This window comes from Streptacidiphilus sp. MAP12-33, from assembly GCF_041261265.1.
In the GTDB taxonomy this organism is placed as follows: domain Bacteria; phylum Actinomycetota; class Actinomycetes; order Streptomycetales; family Streptomycetaceae; genus Streptacidiphilus.
In genome coordinates, this window is record NZ_JBGCCA010000012.1 from 16,100 (window position 1) to 38,977 (window position 22,878).

The 22,878-nt window shown below is 72.6% G+C and carries 21 protein-coding genes; 15 read left to right on the forward strand and 6 right to left on the reverse strand.

Annotated features, from left to right (window positions below):
• Positions 1-53: 53 nt before the first annotated feature.
• The 7 genes from ABH931_RS14110 to ABH931_RS14140 all read left to right on the forward strand — a co-directional run bounded on the left by ABH931_RS14110 (position 54) and on the right by ABH931_RS14140 (position 8,829).
• The gene (locus ABH931_RS14110; protein ID WP_370112982.1) at positions 54-2,141 is read left to right on the forward strand and encodes a hypothetical protein; all 2,088 of its coding nucleotides are present in this window, start codon (positions 54-56) and stop codon (positions 2,139-2,141) included.
• A gap of 99 nt (positions 2,142-2,240) precedes the next feature.
• Positions 2,241-3,281: an N-acetyl-gamma-glutamyl-phosphate reductase gene (gene argC / locus ABH931_RS14115; protein WP_370112984.1), complete on the forward strand. Its 1,041-nt coding sequence runs from the start codon at positions 2,241-2,243 to the stop codon at positions 3,279-3,281.
• Between the two features lie 29 nt (positions 3,282-3,310).
• Positions 3,311-4,462, forward strand: coding sequence for a bifunctional glutamate N-acetyltransferase/amino-acid acetyltransferase ArgJ (gene argJ / locus ABH931_RS14120; protein WP_370113244.1), 1,152 nt, complete (start codon positions 3,311-3,313; stop codon positions 4,460-4,462).
• A gap of 23 nt (positions 4,463-4,485) precedes the next feature.
• On the forward strand, positions 4,486-5,436 hold the full coding sequence (argB, locus tag ABH931_RS14125; protein ID WP_370112986.1) for an acetylglutamate kinase: 951 nt from the start codon (positions 4,486-4,488) through the stop codon (positions 5,434-5,436).
• On the forward strand, positions 5,433-6,629 hold the full coding sequence (locus ABH931_RS14130; protein ID WP_370112988.1) for an acetylornithine transaminase: 1,197 nt from the start codon (positions 5,433-5,435) through the stop codon (positions 6,627-6,629). The genes argB and ABH931_RS14130 overlap by 4 nt, the downstream gene beginning before the upstream one ends.
• Positions 6,630-6,643: 14 nt before the next feature.
• Positions 6,644-7,183, forward strand: coding sequence for an arginine repressor (locus ABH931_RS14135; RefSeq protein ID WP_370112990.1), 540 nt, complete (start codon positions 6,644-6,646; stop codon positions 7,181-7,183).
• A 65-nt stretch (positions 7,184-7,248) separates the two neighbouring features.
• A complete protein-coding gene (locus tag ABH931_RS14140) occupies positions 7,249-8,829 on the forward strand; it encodes a hypothetical protein (RefSeq protein ID WP_370112992.1) in 1,581 nt (526 codons plus the stop codon).
• Here ABH931_RS14140 and ABH931_RS14145 read toward each other — a convergent pair.
• Both ABH931_RS14145 and ABH931_RS14150 read right to left on the reverse strand, forming a co-directional pair.
• On the reverse strand, positions 8,780-10,141 hold the full coding sequence (locus ABH931_RS14145) for a cytochrome P450 (RefSeq protein WP_370113246.1): 1,362 nt from the start codon (positions 10,139-10,141) through the stop codon (positions 8,780-8,782). The two genes, ABH931_RS14140 and ABH931_RS14145, sit on opposite strands and share 50 nt — an antisense overlap.
• A gap of 52 nt (positions 10,142-10,193) precedes the next feature.
• Positions 10,194-10,673, reverse strand: coding sequence for an Lrp/AsnC family transcriptional regulator (locus ABH931_RS14150; RefSeq protein WP_370112994.1), 480 nt, complete (start codon positions 10,671-10,673; stop codon positions 10,194-10,196).
• Between the two features lie 141 nt (positions 10,674-10,814).
• On the opposite strand from ABH931_RS14150, the gene ABH931_RS14155 reads away from it, so the two are divergent.
• Complete coding sequence (locus ABH931_RS14155; RefSeq protein WP_370112996.1) at positions 10,815-11,984, forward strand: PLP-dependent aspartate aminotransferase family protein; 1,170 nt, start codon at positions 10,815-10,817, stop codon at positions 11,982-11,984.
• A 13-nt stretch (positions 11,985-11,997) separates the two neighbouring features.
• Here ABH931_RS14155 and ABH931_RS14160 read toward each other — a convergent pair whose 3' ends face one another.
• Positions 11,998-12,546, reverse strand: a complete 549-nt coding sequence (locus ABH931_RS14160) for a YbhB/YbcL family Raf kinase inhibitor-like protein (protein WP_370113248.1) — start codon at positions 12,544-12,546, stop codon at positions 11,998-12,000.
• 117 nt (positions 12,547-12,663) lie between these two features.
• On the opposite strand from ABH931_RS14160, the gene ABH931_RS14165 reads away from it, so the two are divergent.
• Positions 12,664-13,368 carry a TetR/AcrR family transcriptional regulator C-terminal domain-containing protein gene (locus ABH931_RS14165; protein WP_370112998.1) on the forward strand — a complete coding sequence of 235 codons (705 nt, stop codon included), beginning with the start codon at positions 12,664-12,666 and terminating at the stop codon, positions 13,366-13,368.
• Positions 13,369-13,439: 71 nt separating this feature from the next.
• On the forward strand, positions 13,440-14,879 hold the full coding sequence (gene argH / locus ABH931_RS14170; protein ID WP_370113000.1) for an argininosuccinate lyase: 1,440 nt from the start codon (positions 13,440-13,442) through the stop codon (positions 14,877-14,879).
• Between the two features lie 39 nt (positions 14,880-14,918).
• Here argH and ABH931_RS14175 read toward each other — a convergent pair whose 3' ends face one another.
• The 3 genes from ABH931_RS14175 to ABH931_RS14185 all read right to left on the reverse strand — a co-directional run bounded on the left by ABH931_RS14175 (position 14,919) and on the right by ABH931_RS14185 (position 18,294).
• Positions 14,919-15,440 carry a tetratricopeptide repeat protein gene (locus ABH931_RS14175; RefSeq protein WP_370113250.1) on the reverse strand — a complete coding sequence of 174 codons (522 nt, stop codon included), beginning with the start codon at positions 15,438-15,440 and terminating at the stop codon, positions 14,919-14,921.
• Positions 15,441-15,562: 122 nt separating this feature from the next.
• Positions 15,563-16,306 (reverse strand): lysophospholipid acyltransferase family protein, encoded by a 744-nt coding sequence (locus ABH931_RS14180; RefSeq protein ID WP_370113002.1) that lies wholly within the window; start codon positions 16,304-16,306, stop codon positions 15,563-15,565.
• A 353-nt stretch (positions 16,307-16,659) separates the two neighbouring features.
• A complete protein-coding gene (locus ABH931_RS14185) occupies positions 16,660-18,294 on the reverse strand; it encodes an FAD-dependent monooxygenase (RefSeq protein WP_370113004.1) in 1,635 nt (544 codons plus the stop codon).
• 237 nt (positions 18,295-18,531) lie between these two features.
• On the opposite strand from ABH931_RS14185, the gene ABH931_RS14190 reads away from it, so the two are divergent.
• From ABH931_RS14190 to ABH931_RS14210, 5 genes are all read left to right on the forward strand, one after another.
• Positions 18,532-19,044: a GNAT family N-acetyltransferase gene (locus ABH931_RS14190; protein WP_370113006.1), complete on the forward strand. Its 513-nt coding sequence runs from the start codon at positions 18,532-18,534 to the stop codon at positions 19,042-19,044.
• Positions 19,045-19,435: 391 nt separating this feature from the next.
• Positions 19,436-20,434, forward strand: coding sequence for a methionine ABC transporter ATP-binding protein (locus ABH931_RS14195; protein WP_370113008.1), 999 nt, complete (start codon positions 19,436-19,438; stop codon positions 20,432-20,434).
• The gene (locus ABH931_RS14200; protein ID WP_370113010.1) at positions 20,434-21,207 is read left to right on the forward strand and encodes a methionine ABC transporter permease; all 774 of its coding nucleotides are present in this window, start codon (positions 20,434-20,436) and stop codon (positions 21,205-21,207) included. The genes ABH931_RS14195 and ABH931_RS14200 overlap by 1 nt, the downstream gene beginning before the upstream one ends.
• A gap of 35 nt (positions 21,208-21,242) precedes the next feature.
• Positions 21,243-22,088, forward strand: coding sequence for a MetQ/NlpA family ABC transporter substrate-binding protein (locus ABH931_RS14205; RefSeq protein WP_370113012.1), 846 nt, complete (start codon positions 21,243-21,245; stop codon positions 22,086-22,088).
• A gap of 102 nt (positions 22,089-22,190) precedes the next feature.
• Entirely contained in the window at positions 22,191-22,811 is a 621-nt protein-coding gene (locus ABH931_RS14210; protein ID WP_370113014.1) for a GNAT family N-acetyltransferase, read from the forward strand.
• Positions 22,812-22,878: the final 67 nt, after the last annotated feature.

Below are 22,878 nucleotides of genomic sequence, written 5' to 3' on the forward strand. Positions count from 1 at the left end.
ATAGCCTCCCGCTCCGCCGCCGGTGGGACCGGCGCGGGCGGACGGGGGCGGGCATGAGCGCGGGCGTGGGCAGGGACGGTCGACGGGCGTGGATCGCGGCCGTGGTGGGCGTGGCAGCGTTGGTGGCGCTGGTGGTCATGTCCTGGCGTGCGGTCTCCGACGCCGTGGACGCGCGCGCCTACGGCGGCGCTGCGTTCTGCGCGTCCTCAGGGGTGACCGCGGGCGCCGACTGTCGTGAGCGGACCGAGGGAACGGTCACCGGGGTCACCGAGATCGGGGGCCGCAACGCGAACTTCAGCCTCGACGTCGCCGTGGGCCCGACGGCCGGCGTCCCCGGCCACGCGGTCGCGGTCGGGTTCCGGTCCGGCAGCGCGCTGCTGGCCTGGGCCGCCGACGGAGACCGGGTCACCCTGGTCTCCTGGCACGGCCGGGTGGTCTCCGTCGAGGGCAGGGGCGGCAGCGCCGAGACCCTCGCCGCCCCGCGCGAGCGGTTCGCGACGATGCTGGGCGGCGCGCTGTTCTCGCTCGGGCTGGCCGACTACGGCCTGCTCCTGGCGGCGCTGCCCGCACTGGTGCGTCGCCACGGGCAGGGCGGGATCGTCGGGCGCTACAAGCGCGGTCGCCGGGCGACCGCGCGGACGTTCGGCTACCTGTGCGTGTCGATCGGCGGGCTGGTGCCGCTGGTGGTCGGTGTGGTGCAGCTGAACCTCGGCGCGGGCGGTACCGCCGGGTGCCTGGTCGGCGGCGGAGCGGCGATGCTCGCTGTGGCCGCGCTCGCGGCCTGGGTGACCGTGCGGACCCGGGGGCCGCGTCCCCCGCGCCGGTCCGTCGCCCGCCGAGGGAGCGGGTACGTCCGGGGGGAGGACGGGCCGGCGCGGGGTCGACGTCCGCTGCGTCCGGCTCGGGTGCCGTGGGGCCGCCGGTCCCGCCCGGTGCGGCTGCTCCCGGATGTGCCTATGCCGGCGTTCGAGCGGACCGTCTGGGTGCAGTGGGGGCTGCCGGTGCTCGGCGTGGCGGGGGTCTTCCTCATGGTCCTGGCCACCACCCAGGCGGTGACCGCGCACGACTACCGCGTCGCGCCGCCCTGCCGTGACCGGGTGCTCACCGCGGACTGCCGGGGCGTCGTGCCGATGGCCGTCAACGGCCTGCGCACCCCGGCCGGCGAGGGACGCCCGGCCGTGTCGATGGTCACCGCCGACGGCTCGCTCAACACCTGGGCGACCTTCGACGACGGCCTGCTGGCCGGTGAGGCGGTCCGGCTCCGGGGCTCCGGCACCCTGCTGCCGGCGCACGTGTGGCGGCGGCACGTCATCGGCGTGGACGTGGACGGAACGACGGACTGGTCCGTCGCCGCCCCGCCGGACCCGACCTTCGCGGTCACCGCCCTGGGGGTGGTGCTGGCCCTCTTCCTCGCCCTCAACCGGGTCCGGGCCCGCCTGCGCAACGGCTCCAGGGCGACATCCACCGGGCGCCTGCTGCTGGAGGACGTCGTGGCGATCGCGGTGGGGGCGCTCGGTGTCCGGCTGCTCGGCCTCGGGTTCTCCTGGGCGGTGGTACCGGTGCTGGCCGTGCCGGTCTGGTCGCTCGTCGCCGTGCGTCGCACCTGGGTGGCGGACCGCGTCAGCGGCTACGTCCCGGTCCTGGCCGGGCACGTGGAGGCGGAGCCGGTCCTGCGCGGATCGACGCTCGCCGAGTGCATGGCCCAGCTGGCCGACGCGCCGTTGCTGCTGGAGCCCCGCGACGGTCGCGCGGAGCGCCTGGTGAACCGCTTCCACTACGGCCGCGACTGGGCCGAGGACCCGGCCGTCGACCAGCTGCCGGCCCTGCTGGAGCAGCTGGCCACACGGCTCCACGAGCGCGTCACCGCCGCCCACCGGGCGGACGGCTCGGCGTTCTTCTACGCCTACGTCATGACCGACGAGCCGGTGCTGTGCTGCGGCGTCGGCTCCGATTCGCTCGTCCGGGCCCTGGCCAGGCCGGTTCCGCCGCGCCGCGTGGACTCGGCCGCGGAGGTCGTCGGCCTCTGGCGGACCCGCCTCGCGGAAGCGGTCCCCGAGGGGGACGAGGAGGATGAGGAGGACGACGAGGACGACGAGCGCCCGAGTCCGCCTGTCCCGGTCTGGTGGGTCCCGCTGGCCTGAGGCCGGAGCGCGGCCGGTGACGACAGGGGCGCCGCATGGGCTTCATTGCATGAATGTGCCTCCCTCCGTATAGTTATCCCAACACCGAGGAGGCAGCAGATGGCAGCGAAGGCCACGTACCGGGCGGCGGTCGCCGGGGCGAGCGGGTACGCCGGGGGCGAGGTGCTGCGCCTGCTGCTGGCGCACCCCGCGATCGAGATCGGCGTGTTGACCGGCGGGTCCAACGCCGGGACCAGGCTCGGGGAGTTGCAGCCGCACCTGTGGCCGCTCGCCGAGCGGGTGCTGGAGCCGACCACCGCCGAGACCCTCGCCGGGCACGACGTCGTCTTCCTCGGGCTGCCGCACGGCCAGTCCGCCGCCGTGGCCGAGCAGCTCGGCCCGGACGTGCTCGTCGTGGACTGCGGCGCCGACTTCCGGCTGCACAGCGCCGAGGACTGGGAGAACTTCTACGGCTCCCCGCACGCGGGCACCTGGCCCTACGGGCTGCCCGAACTGCCCGGCGGCCGCAAGGCGCTGGAAGGCAGCTCGCGCATCGCCGTCCCCGGCTGCTACCCGACGTCCGTCTCGCTCGCGCTGTTCCCCGCCTACGCCGCCGGGCTCGCCGAGCCCGAGGCGATCGTCGTCGCCGCCTCCGGCACCTCCGGTGCCGGCAAGGCGCCCAAGACGAACCTGCTCGGCAGCGAGGTGATGGGCTCGATGAGCCCCTACGGCGTCGGCGGCGTCCACCGTCACACGCCCGAGATGACGCAGAACCTCTCCGCCGTCGCGGGCGAGCGCGTCGCCGTCTCGTTCACCCCCACCCTCGCGCCGATGAGCCGCGGCATCCTCGCCACCTGCAACGTCAAGGCGAAGCCCGGCGTCACCGCCGCCCAGGTGCGCGCCGCCTACGCCGAGGCGCTCGCGGGGGAGCCGTTCGTCCACCTGCTCCCGGAGGGGCAGTGGCCCGCCACCGCCTCCGTCCAGGGGTCCAACAACGCGCTCGTCCAGGTCGCGCTCGACGAGAGCGTCGGCCGGATCATCGCGATCGCCGCCATCGACAACCTGGTCAAGGGCACCGCGGGCGGCGCCGTCCAGAGCATGAACATCGCCCTCGGCCTGCCCGAGGAGCTCGGCCTTCCGCAGACAGGAGTCGCACCGTGACGCAGCAGGACACCGGAAACCCGACGGGCATCGGCGTCACGGCGGCCCGCGGCTTCCGCGCCGCGGGCGTCACCGCCGGGATCAAGGCCTCCGGCACGCCGGACCTCGCGCTGGTCGTCAACGAGGGCCCGTCCCTCGCCGCCGCCGGCGTGTTCACCTCCAACCGGGTCAAGGCCGCGCCGGTGCTCTGGTCCCAGCAGGTCGTCAAGGGCGGCGCGGTCAGCGCGGTGATCCTCAACTCCGGTGGCGCCAACGCCTGCACCGGCCCGCTCGGGTTCCAGGACACCCACGCCACCGCCGAGAAGGTCGCCGACGCGCTCGGTCTCAGCGCGGGCGAGGTCGCCGTCGCCTCCACCGGGCTGATCGGTGTCCGGCTGCCGATGGACAAGCTGCTGCCCGGCGTCGACACCGCTGTCGCCGCGCTCAGCGCGGACGGCGGCGAGCAGGCCGCCATCGCCATCAAGACCACCGACACCGTCCACAAGACCGCCGTCGCCCACGGCAGCGGCTGGACGGTCGGCGGCATGGCCAAGGGCGCGGGGATGCTGGCGCCGGGCCTGGCCACCATGCTCGTCGTGATCACCACCGACGCGCTCGTCGAGGCGCCCGAGCTGGACGCCGTGCTGCGCGGCGCCACTGCCAGGACCTTCGACCGGGTCGACTCCGACGGCTGCATGTCCACCAACGACACCGTGCTGCTGCTCGCCTCCGGCGCCAGCGGCATCGTCCCGGACGCCGACGAGTTCGCCGCCGCCGTCCGCGAGGTCTCCGGCGACCTGGCCCGCCAGCTGATCGGCGACGCCGAGGGCGCCAGCAAGGACATCCGCATCGATGTGGTGAACGCCGCCAGCGAGGCGGACGCCGTGGAGGTCGCCCGTTCCATCGCCCGCAACAACCTGCTCAAGTGCGCGATCCACGGCGAGGACCCGAACTGGGGCCGCGTCCTGTCCGCCATCGGTACCACCGCCGCCGCCTTCGAGCCGGACCGGCTGGACGTGGCCATCAACGGCGTCTGGGTCTGCCGTGACGGCGGCGTCGGCGAGGACCGCGACCTGGTGAGCATGAAGGACCGCGAGGTCGTCATCACGGCCGACCTGAACGCGGGCCAGGAAGCCGCGACGGTGTGGACCAACGACCTCACCGCCGAGTACGTCCACGAGAACAGCGCCTACTCCAGCTGACGAGCCGAGGACCGGGAACCGTCGTGCAGATCGCACCCAAGGGCGAACAGGCCCGCAACAACACCGCGCTCCCCAAGGCGCTCACCCTCGTCGAGGCCCTGCCGTGGCTGGAGCGCTTCCACGGCAAGACCGTCGTCATCAAGTTCGGCGGCAACGCCATGGTCGACGACCAGCTCAAGGCCGCGTTCGCGCAGGACGTCGTGTTCCTGCGCTACGCGGGTCTGCGCCCGGTCGTCGTCCACGGCGGCGGCCCGCAGATCAGCGCCCAACTGGCCAAGCTGGGCCTGGAGTCCACCTTCACCAACGGCCTGCGGGTGACCACCCCGGAGACCATGGACGTGGTCCGCATGGTGCTCGCCGGGCAGGTCCAGCGCGACCTGGTCGGGCTGCTCAACGAGCACGGCCCCTTCGCCGTCGGCATGACCGGCGAGGACGCGCACACCATGACCGCGATCAAGCGCTATGCCGAGGTCGACGGCGAGCAGGTCGACATCGGCCTGGTCGGCGACATCGCCCACGTCAACGCGGGCGCGGTCAAGGCACTGATCGAGGACGGGCGGATCCCCGTCATCTCCTCCGTCGCGCGCGGCGCCGACGGCCACGTCTACAACGTCAACGCCGACACCGCCGCCAGCGCCATGGCGGTGGCGCTGGCGGCGGAGATGCTGGTCATCCTCACCGACGTCGAGGGCCTCTACGCGAACTGGCCCGCCTCGGACGACGTGATCAGCCAGCTGTGCGCCACCGAACTGGACAAGCTGCTGCCCACGTTGGCCAGCGGCATGCTGCCGAAGATGGAGGCCTGCCTGCGGGCGGTCCGCGAGGGCGTGGGCACGGCGCGCGTCCTGGACGGCCGGGTCCAGCACAGCCTGCTGCTGGAGATCTTCACCGACGAGGGCATCGGCACGATGGTCGTGCCTGACGCCGACAACGACAACATCGACGCGACCGTGATGGCCGGGGGGCTGGCATGAGCCACGCTGGAAAGACCAACAACGATGCGATGACCGGCCGTTGGCAGCACGCGCTGATGGACAACTTCGGCACCCCGCGGCTGCCGCTGGTGCGCGGCGAGGGCGTGCACGTCTGGGACGCGGACGGCAAGCGCTACACCGACTACCTCGGCGGCATCGCCGTCAACTCCCTCGGTCACGCGCACCCGGCGATCGTCGCCGCGGTGACGCAGCAGATCGGCACCCTCGGCCACGTCTCCAACCTGTTCATGGCCGAGCCGTCGATCCGTCTCGCCGAGCGGCTGATCTCGTACGCGGGCCACCCCGAGGCGCGGGTCTACTTCTCCAACTCCGGCGCCGAGGCCAACGAGGCCGCGTTCAAGCTGGCCCGGCTGACCGACCGCACCCACATGGTCTCCGCGCTCGGTGCCTTCCACGGCCGGACCATGGGCGCGCTGGCGCTCACCGCCCAGCCGAACAAGCAGGACGGCTTCCACCCGCTGCCCGGCGACGTCACCAACGTCCCCTTCGGCGACATCGAGGCGCTGCGGGCAGTCGTCACCGAGGAGACCGCGGCCGTCTTCCTGGAGCCGATCCAGGGCGAGAACGGCGTCGTCGTCCCGTCGGCGGACTACCTGGTCGCGGCCCGCGAGATCACCCGGGCCAAGGGCGCGCTGCTGGTCCTGGACGAGATCCAGACCGGCATCGGCCGCTGCGGCCACTGGTTCCAGTACCAGGCCGTCGAGGGAGTCGACCCGGACGTGGTGACCCTCGCCAAGGGCCTCGGCGGCGGCCTGCCGATCGGTGCGACCCTCGCCTTCGGCGACGCGGCCCAGCTGTTCAAGCCCGGCCACCACGGCTCGACCTTCTCCGGCAACCCGGTCGTCTGCGCGGCGGCCAACGCGGTCCTGGACACCATCGAGCAGCAGGGCCTGCTGGACCAGGTCACCAAGGTCGGCGAGCGGCTGCGGGCCGGGATCACCGGCCTCGGCGACCCCCTCGTCGACCACGTTCGCGGCGCTGGCCTACTGATCGGTATCGTGCTCACCCGGCCGGTCGCGGGCGAGCTCCAGGCCGCGTTGCAGCGGGCCGGGTTCCTGGTGAACGCCGCCGCGCCGGACGTCATCCGGTTGGCCCCACCGCTGATCCTGACCGAGCGCGACGTGGACGCCTTCCTCGCGGTCCTCCCGGGTGTGCTCCGCTCGATCAAGTAAGGGACACTTGCTCCATGACCGAACCCCATCGCGACGCATCGGCGACGTCGTCTTCGGCCCAGCTGCCGCAGACGCGCACGGCGCGCCACCGGCGGATCGTGGAGCTGCTGACGCGTCAGCCCGTCCGCTCCCAGAGCCAGCTCGCCAAGCTGCTCGCGGACGACGGGCTGACGGTCACTCAGGCCACGCTCTCGCGCGACCTCGACGAGCTCGGGGCGGTCAAGATCCGCAACTCGGACGGCGCCCTCATCTACGCCGTCCCGGCGGAGGGCGGGGACCGCACGCCGCTGGCCCCGATGGGGGAGTCGGCGTCGGAGACCCGGATGGCGCGCCTGGCGGCGGAGCTGCTCGTCTCGGCGACCGCCTCCGGCAACCTCGTCGTCCTGCGCACCCCGCCGGGCGCGGCGCAGTTCTTCGCGTCCTCGATCGACCAGTCGGGGGTGTCGGAGATCATCGGCACGATCGCCGGCGACGACACCGTCCTCGTCATCAGCCGCGACCCGAACGGCGGCCAGGACCTGGCCCGGTACCTGCTCCAGCTCGCCCAGTCCTGAGTTCTCCGCCTGGACGCAACCCGGCTGTGCCCGGGCTGTGATCGGCGCGGCGGAGACTGGCCCGCATGGGGGACGCCGCGCGAGGGCGCCTTCCGGCGGGGGCAGCCCTCGCCTGGGCGGTGCAGCCGGGCACGTTGGCCGCACTGGTGGTGCTGGTCGTCAACGACCATGTGCTGAAACAGCTTTGTCCGGGCCCGGTGAGCGGAAAGCTCAGCGACCTGGCCGGGATGCTGGTCGCCCCACCGTTGCTGGCCCTCTTCCTCGCGTCCGTGTGCGGCCGCGCCTCGGATCGGCAGGCGCTCGCGGCGGTGGTGGCGACCGGAGTGGGCTTCACCCTCGTCAAGACCTCGGCCGAGGGCGCGCGGTGGGCCTCGGCGCTCTGGTCGCTCACGGGGCTGACGACCCGGCTCCGGTCCGACCCGACCGATCTGGTGGCGCTGCCGCTACTGGCCGTCGCCTGGCTGGTCTGGCGGCGAGCGCGCCGTCGTCCGGTCGGCGCCGGCGCGCTGCGCCGCGTCCGTGCCCTGCTCCTGGTCCCCCTGCTGGTCGCGGGCGTCGTCGCCACCTCGCCGGGGGAGTTCCCGGTTCCGCAGGTCGCCGCCGACGGCGGCCGGATCGTCGAGTTCAGTGTGGACGGCACGAGTGGGATACCGGCGCTGCGGCCGGGCACACGGATCGGCGGGTACTGGACCACCGACGGCGGCAGGACCTGGACGCGCGCCCGGGCGCCGTTGCCCGCCGGGCTCCTGGCCGCCACCCGTGCCTGCGCGCCCGAGCAGCCACACCATTGCTTCCAGGTCGGCCTGCCCGGGCCGCCGCAGGTGCGGGAGACCCTCGACGGCGGGGCGCACTGGCGGGTCGCCTGGGCACTGAGCGGCGGTCGCGTGCTCTACCGTGCGCGCGGCGAACTGGACGGCACCCTCGGCCTGTCCCTGGGCCTGCCGCGGTTCGACGGCCAGATCTCCTCGACCTCGGTCGTCGTCCGGGCCGGGCCCGACGGCGACACCGTGATGGTGGCCGACCAGGCCGACGGCCTGGTCGTCCGGGACCCCTCGGGCCGCTGGCGGCGTATCGCCGCGCCGGACTGCCGAAGCGACTGCTCGCCGCCGCTCACGGGCTTCGGCCGGTACGTCGAGTTGGAGATCCTGCTCGCCCTGGCCTGGGGCGTCGCGCTGTTGATCTGGTCCCGGTACCTGGTGTGGTGGTGGCGTGACGGACGCGGGTCCGGGAGCGCGGTACTGGTGCGGGTGGTGCTCGCCGCTCTGCTGGTCGCCGGCCTTGAGTGGTGCGCCTTCGACGGTTTCGGGGACTTCACGCTGGCGCTGGACCTCCTGGTGCTGGTGTGCGGGCTCCTCGCGCTGTCGGCCGTGGGGGAGCCCGAGGGCTACCCGGCCGAGCCGCCGGGCACAGGGGTGCGGTGCGCGGCAGCCCTGGGCGGCAGCGCCCTGGTGATCGCCCCCTACCTGGGCTGGAGCGCGGGTGTGCCCGACAGCTTCGCGGTGGCCTCGCTTCTCGGCGCAGCCGCCCTGCCAGTGAGCGCGGCCGGGATGGCCGCGCTCACCTCGGCCCGGGTGCGTCGCGACCGGTCCGGCCCTCTCACGCCGCGCTCAGGACCGCGCCGATCGGACGCTTCGGCTGCAGGGTGAGGCCCGTGAACGGCTCGACCTCGCCCGGGTCCGCCTCCACCCGCCACCGCTGGGCGAGCGTCGCGAGCACGAGCGCCGCCTCGACCATCGCGAAGCGTGTGCCCAGGCAGGTGCGGGGGCCGCCGCCGAAGGGGAACCAGGCGTGGTCCGGGATCGGGGTGGGCGCGTCCGCGTCCCAGCGTTCGGGGCGGAAGGCGTCCGGCTCGGGGAAGAACCGGGGGTCGCGCTGGACGGACCACTGGCTGCTCCAGACCGTCGTGCCCTCCGGGACGGGCCTTCCGCCGAGCGTCGCACCCGGGCGGGCGACGGCGGTGATCAGCCAGATCGGTGGGTAGAGGCGCAGCGCCTCCTTGACGATCGCCTGGGTGAACGGCAGCCGTGCGTAGTCGTCGAAGCCCGGAAGACGGCCGTCGGCCAGGACCTCGGCCAGCTCCGCGTCGAGCCGGGCCCGGGCGTCCGGCGCACCGGAGAGCAGGTGCCAGGCCCAGGTCAGGGTCGTCGAGGTGGTCTCGTGGCCGCCGATGTACAACGTGATGGACTCGTCGCGCAGTTCGCGGTCGGACAGCGGCGCGCCCGCCTCGTCGCGGGCGGTCAGCAGCCGGCTCAGCAGGTCGTCGCGTTCCTCGCCGGCCGCCTCGGCGGTGCGGTGCTCGGCGATGATGCGGGCGATCTCCGCGTCCAACTCCACGACGGCGGTTCGCAGTCGGCGCCGACCGGGGGTGGGGACCCACGGCGGCAGGAAGATGGTGGCGCCGCGCAGCTCCGCGCCGATCTCCTGCTGGGCCACGGCCATCGCCCGCGCGATCGTCTCCTCGCGCCCGGCCGTCTCGACGCCGAACAGGGTGCGCACCGCGACACGTTGGGTCAGTCGCGTCATCTCCTGCTGCACGTCGACGCGTTGGCCGTCGTGCCAGTCCGACGCCACGGCGTCGGCGCACTCGACCATGGTGGCGGCGTAGGAGCGGACCTGCCGCGGCCGCACCGACGGCTGCACCAGGGCCCGCTTGCGGCGCCAGTCGTCACCGGTGCTGGTCACCACGCCCTCGCCGAGGACGTGCCGGAAGGCCCAGCCCAACTCGGAGGGGCTGAAGGAGGTTTCGACGCCCGCCAGCAACTCGTTGACGTCCTCGGGGCGGGAGACGAAGACGCACGGCTTCGGGCCCATCGCCCAGGGGACCCAGTCGCCGTAGGTGTCGCGCAGGTGGCAGAAGAAGCCGAGCGGATCACGGGCCAGGGAGGGCAGGTTGCCGAGCAGCGGCAGACCGCGCGGGCCACTGGGCGTGGTCACCGTGGTTCCCTTGGCAGAAGCCAGAGTTGAGGTCACGCGGAAAGAATGGCGGCGCCGGCGCGAAGTCTCAAGACACTCAGGAGACGGCCTCGCCACGCATGTGGCCGAAGATGAGGCTGGTCTCGGTGTGGGCGACGGCCGGGTGCGCGGTCAGGTGGTCCAGCACGAAGTCCCGCAGCGCGTCGGTGTCGGGGACCGCCACGTGCAGCAGGTAGTCGTCCGCGCCGGCCAGGTGGTAGGCGGCCACGACGCCGGGCAGGCGCGGGATCTCGGCGGTGAAGCTGGAGATCCGCTCCTTGGTGTGCGCGTGCAGCCGCACCGCGATCATCGCCTGGATGCCGAGCCCCAGCGCCGCCGGGTCCACGTCCGCGTGGAAGCCGCGGATCACGCCGCGCTCGCGCAACGCGCGCATCCGGGCGAGGCAGGTCGACGGCGCGATGCCGACCGCCTCGGCGATGGCGTTGTTCGGCATCCGCGCGTCCTGGGCGAGCAGGCGCAGGATGGCGCGGTCGACGGGCGCGAGCGCGGGCTGCGGATTCTTCGGCACAGGGCCCATCCTGCCCACGCTCGCCGAATATGTACACAGTGGGACACGCCATCAACGAATCTTCTGCGGAACTGTGGCACTCGTGCTGGCAGATCTTCATTCTGGGGCCACCCCCACAGCACCACACAGCCCTCGACGAGGAGGACTCCCATGCTGTCCGACGCCACTCGCGCCGACACCCGTGCCGTCCACGCCGGCCGCACCGACCTGCGCGGCCTGGGCGTGCACGTGCCCCCGATCGACCTGTCGACGACCAACCCGCTGCCGGGTGTCGAGTCCGGCGGTGACAGCTACGAGTCCCTCGCCACCGGTGGGCTGATCCCGGAGGGCGGCAGCGCCGTCTACCAGCGCCTGTGGAACCCGACCACGGCCCGGTTCGAGCAGGCGCTCGCCGAGCTGGAGGGCGCGGAGGCGGCCGTCGCCTTCTCCTCCGGCATGGCCGCGATCAGCGCCTGTCTGCTGGCCGCCCGCGCCGAGGGCAAGGGGCACGTCGTCGCGGTCCGCCCGCTCTACGGCGGCACCGACCACCTGCTGGCCACCGGCCTGCTCGGCACCGAGGTCACCTGGGCGTCGGCCGAGGAGGTCGACGCGGCGATCCGCCCGGACACCGGCCTGGTCGTCGTCGAGACCCCTGCCAACCCGACGCTGGAGCTGATCGACCTGGCGGCCCTGGTCGCCCGCTGTGGCGATGTCCCGCTGCTGGTCGACAACACCTTCGCCACGCCCGTGCTGCAGCAGCCGATCCGCCACGGCGCGACGATCGTCGTCCACAGCGCGACCAAGTACCTCGGCGGCCACGGCGACGTCCTCGCGGGCGTGGTGGCCACCAGCGACGCGTGGGCGCAGAAGATCCGCCCGGTGCGCGCCGTCACCGGCGGCATCCTGCACCCGCTCTCGGCCTACCTGCTCCACCGCGGGCTGCAGACGCTGCCGCTGCGGGTGCGCCACCAGTCGGTGAGCGCGGGCAAGCTGGCCCTGTGGCTCTCCGAGCAGCCGGCCGTCGAACGCGTCTACTACCCGGGTCTGCCCGACTGCGATCCGCTCGGCCTGATCGGCAGGCAGCAGTCGCTGCCCGGCTCGGTCCTCGCCTTCTCGCTGCGCGGCGGCTTCGACGCGGCGGCCCGCGCGGCCGAGCGCTGCAAGCTGATCACCCACGCGGTCTCGCTGGGCGGCGTGGACACCCTGATCCAGCACCCGGCCTCGCTCACCCACCGCCCCGTCGCCCCCGAGGCGCGTCCGCACCCCTCGCTGCTGCGCATCTCGGTGGGCCTGGAAGACGTCGAGGACCTGTTCGAGGACTTGGCTCAGGCGCTGGCCTGAGCCGGAAGGCGGGTCAGCGCTCGTAGGTGCCGTCGAGCCGTCCGCGGGCCAGCACCGGGCCCGCGACCGCGTCCATCAGGGCGCGGGGCCGGGCCTGCCGGGTGGCCTCGTCCAGCGGCTCGGCGAGCGCGAACAGCTGGAACACGTAGCGGTGCGGGCCGTGGCCCTTGATCGGCTCCGGACCGTGGTACCCGCTGCTCATGGTCGAGCGCAGCAGCCGCACGCCCGGCGCCGGGCTCTTCCGGTCGAGCCCGCCCGTGGGCAGCGCGGTGAGCTCGGGGTCGATCAGCGCCACGGTGTGGACGGCGGGCGTCGACATCGGCACGTCCGGGTCCTCGAAGACCAGGAGCAGTTGCGCGGTGCCCTCGGGCGCGGGGGACCAGGCGAGCTCGGGGGAGACGTTGTCGCCCCCAGCGCGCCGTCCTGCGGTCGAGAGCGGCATCGGCGTCTCGTGGGCGAAGGCCTCGCTGGTCAGCTTCAGCGTTTCGGGTCCGCCGAGATTGGCGCGGTGCCAGGCGACGTGCTGCTCGCCCGCGCGCTTGTTCTTGAGCAGTCGTCCCATGATCGCCACGATGCGTTCTCCTCTTTCCTGCTTGCTGCTACTTCTGCGATCGGCGTTCGCAGTATCTGGTGACTAAGATACTGCATACGCCGTTCGCAGAAAAGGAGGGCCGGTTCGTTGCCCGAGCAGCCCGAGCTCAGCATCTGGCTCCGCCCCGAACGCTCCGGGCGCGGGCCCGCACCCGGCTTCGACCGGGACCGACTGGCCCAGGCGGGCGTCGAGCTCGCCGACGCCGAGGGCCTCGCCGCTGTGACGATGCGCGCGGTGGCCACCTCGCTCGGCTCCGCGCCGGCCTCCCTCTACCGCTACGTCGCCACCCGGGACGAGCTGATCGAGCTCATGGTGGACCGGGTCAACGCGGAGATCTCCTACGACGGCCTCGGCGCCGGGGAGTGGCTGGACGAACTGCTCCTGCTCGCCCGGCAGGCGCGCGGGGTCCTGCTGCGGCACCCCTGGCTGCTCGACGTCTTCAACGGCACCGCCCCGGTCGGCCCGCACACCTTGGTCTTCCTCGACCGGTGCCTCGGGGCCCTGGCCGACCTGTCGCTGGACGGCCGGCAGAAGCTGGAGGGCGTCTCGGTCCTGATGGCCCTCGTCACCGCCCTGGTCCGGGCCCAACTCGCCGATCGGGAAGGCGCGGAGGAGCCCCCGCTGTGGCGCCGCGCCCAGCAGCAGTACCTCGCCCACGTCGCCGCCACCGGCGAACACCCGCACGTGGCCGCCGCACTGCTGGAGGCGCGCCCGCTGAAGGGTTCGAAGTCACCGGACGAGCTCTTCGACCGCATTGTCACCCGCGCGCTGCGTGGGCTGCTGGGCTTTTGAATTTCATACAGAGGAGTGCATACTTATGCCGAGCAGCGATGGGGTCCTGCCCTGAGTGAATGGAGACAGCCGTGACCGAGCCCGCAGGTGCGAAGAACGAGGACGTCCGTCTCTGGGGAGCCCGGTTCGCGGACGGCCCGTCCGAGGCCCTGGCCAAGCTCTCGGCCAGCGTGCACTTCGACTTCCGGCTCGCGCCCTACGACATCGCCGGCTCCAGGGCCCACGCCAAGGTGCTGCACCGCGCCGGACTGCTCACCGACGACGAGCTGACCCGGATGCTGGACGGCCTGACCACGCTGCTGGCCGACGTCGAGTCCGGCGCCTTCACCGCCACCGTAGCGGACGAGGACATCCACACCGCGCTGGAGCGCGGCCTGCTGGAGCGGCTCGGCGCCGAGCTCGGCGGCAAGCTGCGGGCCGGCCGGTCCCGCAACGACCAGATCGCCACGCTCGGCCGGATGTTCCTGCGTGACCACGCGCGCATCATCGGCGCCCTGCTGCTGGAGCTCCAGCAGGCCCTGGTCGGTCTCGCCGAGGCCCACCCGGCCACCGCCATGCCGGGCCGCACCCACCTCCAGCACGCACAGCCGGTGCTCTTCTCCCACCACATGCTCGCCCACGTCCAGGCCTTCTCCCGGGACGCGGAGCGGCTGCGCCAGTGGGACACCCGCACCGCCGTCTCCGCCTACGGCTCCGGCGCGCTGGCCGGCTCCTCGCTCGGCCTGGACCCGCAGTTCGTCGCCGCGGAGCTGGGCTTCGAGGGCGGCTCGGCGGCCAACTCGATCGACGGCACCGCCTCGCGCGACTACGTCGCGGAGTTCGCCTTCATCACCGCGATGATCGGTGTCAACCTCTCCCGCGTCGCGGAGGAGGTGATCATCTGGAACACCAAGGAGTTCGGCTTCATCACGCTGCACGACGCCTTCTCCACCGGCTCCTCGATCATGCCGCAGAAGAAGAACCCGGACATCGCCGAGCTCGCGCGCGGCAAGTCGGGCCGGCTCATCGGCAACCTGACCGGCCTGCTGGCGACCCTCAAGGCGCTGCCGCTGGCCTACAACCGCGACCTTCAGGAGGACAAGGAGCCGGTCTTCGACTCCTGCGACACCCTGGAGGTCCTGCTGCCCGCCTTCATCGGCATGATGGCGACGCTGACCGTCCACGAGGAGCGCCTGGAGGAGCTGGCCCCCGCGGGCTTCTCCCTGGCCACGGACATCGCCGAGTGGCTGGTCAAGCGTGGACTGCCGTTCCGGGTCGCCCACGAGGTCGCGGGTGCCTGCGTCAAGTTCTGCGAGCCGCGCGGCATGGAGCTGTCGGACCTGACGGACGCCCAGTTCGCCGAGATCAGCCCGCTGTTGACCCCCGAGGTCCGTGAGGTCCTCTCCGTCCCGGGTGCGATCGCGGCCCGCAACGGCCGCGGCGGCACGGCGCCGGACGCCGTCGCGCTGCAACTGGCGGAGGTCAGGACCGATCTGACGCTCCAGCAGGAGTGGCTCGACGCCAAGCGCTGATGCGCTCCCGTCCCCCCGGCCCCGGCCGGGGGGACGACGTCACTCCGACCCGCCCTCGACCAGCATCCGCGCGTAGTTCGCCATCGACCGCTGGTAGCGCGGCAGATGAGGGGCCAGCGCGCCCACCGCCAGCGAGACGGCCTCACGCCCTCGGCCCACGTCGACCAGGCAGAGCGCGAGCGTCGCCGCGACCGCGTCGGAGAGCACGGCCGCGTCCGGGTCGTGGTTGCCGCGCTCGGCGGTGAGCAGCTCGATCGCCTCCTCGACGCGACCGATGTTCCGCAGTGAGCTGGACATCTGCACCACGGCCCGACGCCGGCGCATGCCCGCGAGCCCGCGGTCCAGCGCCTCGCGGTAGAGCGGTGCGGCCTTGTCCGAGTGCCCGGTCGAGTCCCAGGCGCAGGCCCGCTCGAACGGCGCGATCGGGCTGCCCTCGGGCAGCTCGTCCGCCAGCGCGTCGATCCGCTCGCGGAACTCGGCCTCGGCCTCGCGCTCGTAGTAGCCGTCGATCTCCGCCCAGGCCTGGTCGCTGCGCCGGTTCCAGTCGTTCATGTCGTTCATGTCGTTCATGTCGTTCATGTCGTGCGCGTCGGGCGTGTCAGGCGTGACGTCCGTGTCGATCTTCTGTTCCATGCGCGCAGCCTGGCACAGCGCTGCGCACACGGTCCATCGGTATCGGCCGGTCAGGCGGCCTCGTCGAGCTTGCCCTGCCCCGGCGCCGGCTGCTCGGCCTTGGCGGCCTTGGCCGCCAGCAGCTTGGCCTTGGTGGCGTACATGTCCACGTACTCCTGCCCGGACAGGGCCAGGATCTCCGAGACGATCTCGTCGGTGACCGCGCGCAGCACGAACCGGTCGCGCTGCATGCCCTCGTAGCGCTCGAAGGTCAGCGGCTTGCCGAAGTGGATCTCCGGGCGCACCCGGAACGGCGCGCGCCAGCGCATGCTCCCGTTCGCCTGCACCTGGTCCGTGTTCACCAGGCCCACCGGGATGACCGGCGCGCCGCTGGCGAGCGCCAGGTGCGCGACGCCGGTGCGGCCGCGGTGCAGCCGCCCGTCGGGAGAGCGGGTGCCCTCCGGGTAGATGCCGAAGAGCCGGCCCTTCTTCAGCTGGGCCATGCCGGTGTCGATCGCGGCCATGGACGCGCGCCCACCGCTGCGGTCCACCGGCACCGCGCCGACGCCGGTGAAGAACCAGGCCATCAGCCGGCCCTTGAGGCCGGTGCCGGTGAAGTACTCCTCCTTGGCGACGTAGTGCACCTGCCGCGGCGCGGCCAGCGGCAGGAAGACGGAGTCGCAGAAGGAGAGGTGGTTCGGTGCGATGATCGCGGGGCCGTCCAGAGGGATGTTCTCGAGGCCGGTGACCCGCGGGCGGTAGAGCGTGCGGACCAGCGGGCCGACAATGATCCTCTTGAGCGTCCAGTAGAACACCGTGCCTCCGTCATGGGCCAGGCTCGATCGCGGGATGTAGTGATCCTAGTCGCCTTCTGTTACCGATCGGTAAGCGGGTACCTGTGCCGCGGGTTACATTCGGTTGATCACTGGATGAAGCGCGTTGCGCCGACGGAGTGATCTTCTGCTCCCACCGCAGCGGCCATCCGTCCACGGAGCGTCTCGTCCCGCATGGAGATCCCCGTCGGCCTGCGGCTTCCCCGTTCGGGCGGCTGTCCCGAGGCCCACCACCTCGCCCACGAGCGCGCGGCGGCGCTGCGCGCCGCGGTCGCGCGCCTTCCCACCCGTTGCACGCGGCTGCTCGCCGCGCTCCTTGACGACCCGTCCGCGGACTACGCGGCTCTCGCCGCGACCCTCGACATGCCGCGCGGCAGCATCGGACCCACCCGCTCCCGCTGCCTGGAATGCCTCCGCAGACGCCTGAATCCGGACATCTGGCTGCGCCCCTGACGGGGCTGCGCCCCTGACGGGGCTGCGCCCCTGACGGGGCTGCGCCCCTGACGGGGCTGCGCCCCGAGCCAGGCCGCCAGGCCCGTGCGGAGCTCCTCCGGGGTCGGATCGTTCGCCGCCCAGGCGATGTAGCCGTCCGGGCGGACGAGGAGCTGTTGGGGGCCGAGGCTCGGGGCGGTGACGGGGAGGACGCGGTCGGCCCACTGCGGCGGGAGCGCCGGAGCGGCCGGTCCGGCGAGGACGAAGCGGCCCGAGCGCAACGCCTCGTAGAGGCGCCCCGCCCCCTCGTCGGCGAGCGCCAGATCCCCCGCGCGCTCGCCGACGAGGGGGTGGGAGCCGGAGGCGGCCTGGGCGCGGTAGGAGACCGCGATGCCGGAGACCTCCAGTCCACCGCGGCGGGCCAGTGGGGTGAGGTGAGGCCCGAACACCTTGGCCAGCGCCCGCGCCAGCCGCATCGGCGCGGACTGGCCGACGGCGATCCGCAGCAGGCCGCCGGACGTCCGCAGGACGTGCGCGCCGACGGGGTGGCGCTCGGCCTCGTAGCTGTCGAGCAGGTCGGGCGCGGCCCAGCCCCGCACCGAGGCGACCAGCTTCCAGCCGAGGTTCGCCGCGTCCTGCAGGCCGGTGTTCATGCCCTGGCCCCCGGCGGGGGAGTGGCAGTGCGCCGCGTCCCCGGCGAGCAGGACCCGGCCGACCCGGTAGCGCGTCGCCTGCCGCTCGTCGCTGTGGAAGCGCGAGGTCCAGCGTGGGTCGTGTGGGCCGTAGTCCTTGCCGAGGACCGAGGTGACGAGCCGGCACAACGCGTCGAAGTCGACCGGCGCCGAGTCGGGAAGCTCCTCCGACCGGTCCCAGGCGAGGATGCGGTACCAGCCGTCGCCGTAGGGGGCCAGGAAGGCGAAGCCCTCCTTGGTGGCGCCGACGGTCAGCACCTCCTCCGGCTCGGTGCCGAGCCGCACGTCGGCCAGCATCACCGAGGAGATCGCCGACTCGCCGGGGTAGGCGACCCCGAGCAGCCGTCGCACGGTGCTGCGCACCCCGTCGCAGCCGACCAGGTAGGCCGCGCGGAGGGTGACGGTCTCGCCGTCGATCCGCGCCTCGACCTCGACGCGGTCCTCGTCCTGGCGCAGGTCGGTGGCCTCGGCGCCGCGCAGCACGGTGGCGCCGGCGTCCAGTGCCCGCCGCAGCAGCACCCGTTCGGTCCGGTACTGAGGGGTGATCAGCACCTCGGGGAACCGGCTCGGCAGCGTGCTCATGTCGACGCGGACCGCGCCGAAGACGCTCAGGTCCTTAAGACGCGCCCCGGTCTCCAGCAGTTCGTCGGCGAGGCCGCGGGCGTCGAGCTCCTCCAGGGTGCGGGCGTGGACGGCGAAGGCGCGGGTGAGCTGCGACTCCTCCATGCGGCGCTCCAGCACGGCGACCCGCAGGCCGGCCGCCGCCACGTCGCCCGCCAGCAGCAGGCCGGTCGGGCCCGCGCCGACCACGAGGACGTCGTACTCACGGTTCTGAATGGTGGTCATCGTCGTGTCCTGTTCCCCGGTGTGCCGTGTCCTTGCGTCGAAGGTAATTCATCACCTGATGAGTTACAAGGGGCCGATCGGTGGAGGTTGCAATCCGGAGGCCGGTGGGTAAAGGGGACTGGAACGTACGCCGATGACGACGCATGATCGTCAGGCAGACCACACCTCCGGTCAGGGCAACCCGGTCGCCTCCCCTCAGTCCCTCGCGACCGGGCTCACGAGAAAGGGAGGAAGCGCGTGGGCATGAGCGTGACCACCTCGGTGGCCACCGAGGACGACGCCGAGCGGATCCTGAAGCTGCAGTTCCTGTGCTATCAGGGCGAGGCGGAGCTCTACGGAGACTGGACCATCGACCCGCTGACGCAGACGCTCGACAGCATGCGGACGGAGCTGAAGGAGCACCACGTGCTCGTCGCCCGACTGGGTGACGAGGTCGTGGGCAGCGTCCGCGGCCGGGTCGACGCCGACGGCGTGGGCCGGATCGGACGGCTGATGGTCCACCCGCGGATGCAGCGGCACGGGCTCGGCAGCCGGCTGCTGCGCGCGATGGAGCAGCAGCTCGCCTCGGACGGGCGGGTGACCGCCGGGTACCGGCTCTTCACCGGCCACCGCAGCATCGGCAACCTCCGGCTCTACCAGCGCCTCGGCTACCGCCAGACGCAGGTGGAGGAGGTCAACAGCAGGCTCAGCTTCATCGTGCTGGAGAAGCACTCCGAGCCGGCGATCGGGCAGTTCGCCGCGACCGCCTGACCTGACGTCTCGCGCCGCCCCGAGGTCTCCCCACGACCGCGGGGCGGCGCGATCACGTGGCTCCAGGTGGTTGTCCAAACGCCATGACCTGCGCGGTCTCGGCGCCGTCCCATCATGTGTCTCGCATGCTGAACGTCCGTTTTGGGCGATCTGTGGACCATCTGTTTAACTGTTCTCCATGACGACGACCACGCACCCCCACCTCACCGGCGCGATGCCGGCAGGTGGTCGTGGCATGCGCAGCATGATGCGCTGTTGTCGAATGTGCGGCTGCTGAGCTTCCGCCCGGCACCACCGCGCCCGTCGAGCCTCGCTCCGGGCCGCCCCGCACGCCCTTCCCCGCGTGAACCAGCCGTGCTGACGGCTGCGCGCGCCGACCCACGGAAACACTGTGATCACCACCTCTGACCTGCGTAAGGTCTACCGCGCTCAGGGCCGTCCCGGCTCGACCACGGAGATCGCCGCACTCGACGGAGTCGACCTGCACGTCCGCCAGGGCGAGGTCTACGGCGTCGTCGGCACCAGCGGCGCCGGCAAGTCCACCCTCATCCGCTGCGTGAACCTGCTGGAGCGCCCCAGCTCCGGCAGCGTCCGCGTCGACGGCCGCGAGCTCACCACGCTCTCGCCCGCCGAGCTGCGCGCCACCCGGCGCTCCATCGGGATGGTCTTCCAGCACTTCAACCTGCTGGCCAGGCGAACCGTCGCGGAGAACGTCCAACTCCCACTGGAGCTCGGTGGTCTGACCCGCCGTGAGCGGGCTGCGAAGGCGGCCGAGCTGCTGGACCTCGTCGGCCTCGCCGACAAGGCCAAGGCCTACCCCGCGCAGCTGTCCGGCGGCCAGAAGCAGCGCGTCGGCATTGCCCGTGCGCTCGCCGGCAACCCCAAGGTGCTGCTCTCCGACGAGGCCACCTCGGCGCTGGACCCGGAGACCACCCGCTCCATCCTCCAGCTGCTGCGCGATCTCAACCGGCAACTGGGCCTCACCGTGCTGCTGATCACCCACGAGATGGACGTCATCAAGTCCGTCTGCGACTCCGCCGCGCTGATGCGGCGCGGACGCGTCGTCGAGTCCGGGACGTTGTCCGAGCTGCTGGAGCAGCCGGGCTCCGAGCTCGCCCGCGAGCTGTTCCCGCTGGGCGAGGGCGAGCCGCTGCAGGGCGCCACCGTCGTCGACATCACCTTCCAGGGGGACGCGACGGCCCAGCCGTTCATCTCCCAGCTGGCCCGCACCTACAACGTCGACATCAGCATCATCGGCGCAGCTGTCGAGACCGTCGGCGGACGCCAGGTCGGCCGGATGCGCGTCTCGCTGCCCGGCAGCTTCGAGGAGAACGTGGTGCCGATCGGCTACCTGCGCGAGCAGGGCCTCCAGGTGGAGGTGGCGGCCTGATGACGTGGAACGACATGCAGCCACTGCTGGTGCAGGCCACCCAGGAGACCGTGTGGATGGTCGGCCTGGCCGCCCTTGCCACCGTCCTGGTCGGCCTGCCGCTCGGCCTGCTGCTCGCGCTCACCCGACGCGGCGGACTGCTGCCGAACGCGCCGGTCAACAAGCTCGTCGGCACGGTCGTCAACGTCGGGCGCTCGCTGCCCTTCGTCATCCTGATCGTGGCGATCTTCCCGCTCACCCGCTGGGTGGTCGGCACCACGCTCGGCTGGCAGGCGGCGACCGTGCCGCTCGCCATCGCCGCGATCCCGTTCTTCGCCCGGCTCGTGGAGACCGCCGTCGCCGACGTCGACGCCGGCCTGATCGAGGCTGTCCAGGCCATGGGCGGCTCGACCTGGACGGTGGTCCGCAAGGTCCTGCTGCCCGAGGCACTGCCCGCGCTCGTCTCCTCGCTCACCACCACCGTCATCGCGCTGATCGGCTATTCGGCCATGGCCGGCACGGTCGGCGGTGGCGGGCTCGGCACCCTCGCCATCAACTACGGCTACATGCGCTTCGAGACCACGTTCATGTGGGTCATCGCGGCCGAGCTGGTCGTCCTGGTGACGCTGGTCCAGCTCGTCGGCGAGGGGCTCGCCCGCAGTCTCGACCACAAGCGGTCCGTGTCCGCGCCCCGATGGACGTTCCGGCGCCCCGCCCCCAAGACTTCCGCCGCCCCCGAGGCCGCGGAGACCCCCACGCGGGAACGGGAGCTCACCGGCTCCGTCTCGCGTTGATCCACCCGCACCATCTCTTTGGAAGGGCACTTTTCGTGCGCACCTCCGTGAAGTTCACCACCGCCGCCCTCGCCGCCTCCGCGCTGGCCCTCACCCTCTCCGCCTGCGGCTCGTCCTCCTCGACGGCCTCCTCCGGCGGCTCGTCCGCCGACGCGAGCAAGCCGCTCGTCGTCGTCGCGAGCCCGACCCCGCACGCGCAGATCCTCGAGTACATCCAGAAGAACCTGGCCGCCAAGGCCGGACTGAACCTGCAGATCAAGGTCGTGACCGACTACGTCACGCCCAACACCGCGGTCCAGGACGGCTCCGCCGACGCCAACTACTTCCAGCACCAGCCCTACCTGGACGACTTCAACAAGACCCACGGAACGAACATCGTCTCCGTCGAGGCCGTCCACCTGGAGCCGCTGGGCCTGTACTCGCACAAGGTGAAGTCCGCCGCCGCGCTGGCCGACGGCGCCACCGTCGCCATCCCCAACGACGCCACCAACGAGGGCCGCGCCCTCGACCTGCTGGCGGCCAACGGCCTGATCAAGCTGAAGAGCGGCGCCGGCCTCGAGGCGACTCCGAACGACGTCACGGACAACCCCAAGCACCTGAAGTTCCAGGAGATCGACGCGGCCCAGCTGCCGCGCACCCTCAGCGACGTCGACGCCGCCGTCATCAACGGCAACTACGCGCTGGACGCCAAGCTGAACCCCAAGAAGGACGCGCTGCTGCTGGAGAAGGCGCAGGACAACCCCTACGCCAACATCCTCGCGGTCAAGTCCGGCGAGCAGAACGACCCGCGGGTCAAGAAGCTGGCCGAGCTGCTGCACTCCCCGCAGGTCAAGCAGTACATCGACGAGAGCTTCTCGGGCGCGGTCGTTCCGGCCTTCTGAGGGAGCGAGTAGCCTCGTTCTCCCACACGCCGTCACCTCCTCGTCCCGGCACGCCGCGTCAAAGAGGTGACGGCGGCCCCCACCCTGGAGCATGATCGTTCCATGAGCAGCAGCGATGCGGCGTCCGGACCGCCGGGACGCCCCCCGGCGTTCCCGGAGATCACGATCAGCACCGATCGCCTGGAGCTGCGTGCCTTCGACCTGGACGACGCGCCGGCCCTGGCCGAGATGATGAACGACGAGCTGGTCCACCAGTGGACCACCGCGCCGCATCCCTACGCCGTGGCGGACGCGGAGGCGTGGGTGGGCAGCCGCGCCGTGGGCGAGCGGGTCTCCGGCCGGGGGCTCGTGCTCGGGGCGGCGGAGTTCCTGACCCAGCGCCTGGTCGGCACGGTGCGCCTGCGCGCGACGGACTGGCGGCTGAGGAGCACGGAGCTCCAGGTCGTCACGGCGCACTGGGCCCGGGGCGAGGGGTATGCGGGGGAGATCGCCCACGCGGTGGCCCGCTGGCTCTTCGAGGACCAGAAGTTCGAACGCCTGGAGCTGCGGACGGCGGCGGGCAACGTGGCCGCCCAGCAGGTCGCCCAGAAGCTGGGCGCGATCAGCGAGGGCATCCTGCGCAACGCCTGGCTGGTCCGCGGCGCGGACGCGGAGCACGCGAGCCGCTCCGACCTCATCGTCTGGAGCCTCCTCCCGGAGGACCTCGACCCGCACTGGAGCTGAGGCCTGCGGCGGCGAGCCGCGGTTGGGGTGCGGGGAACCGCGCGAGCAACCCGGTGGCGGATGGCCC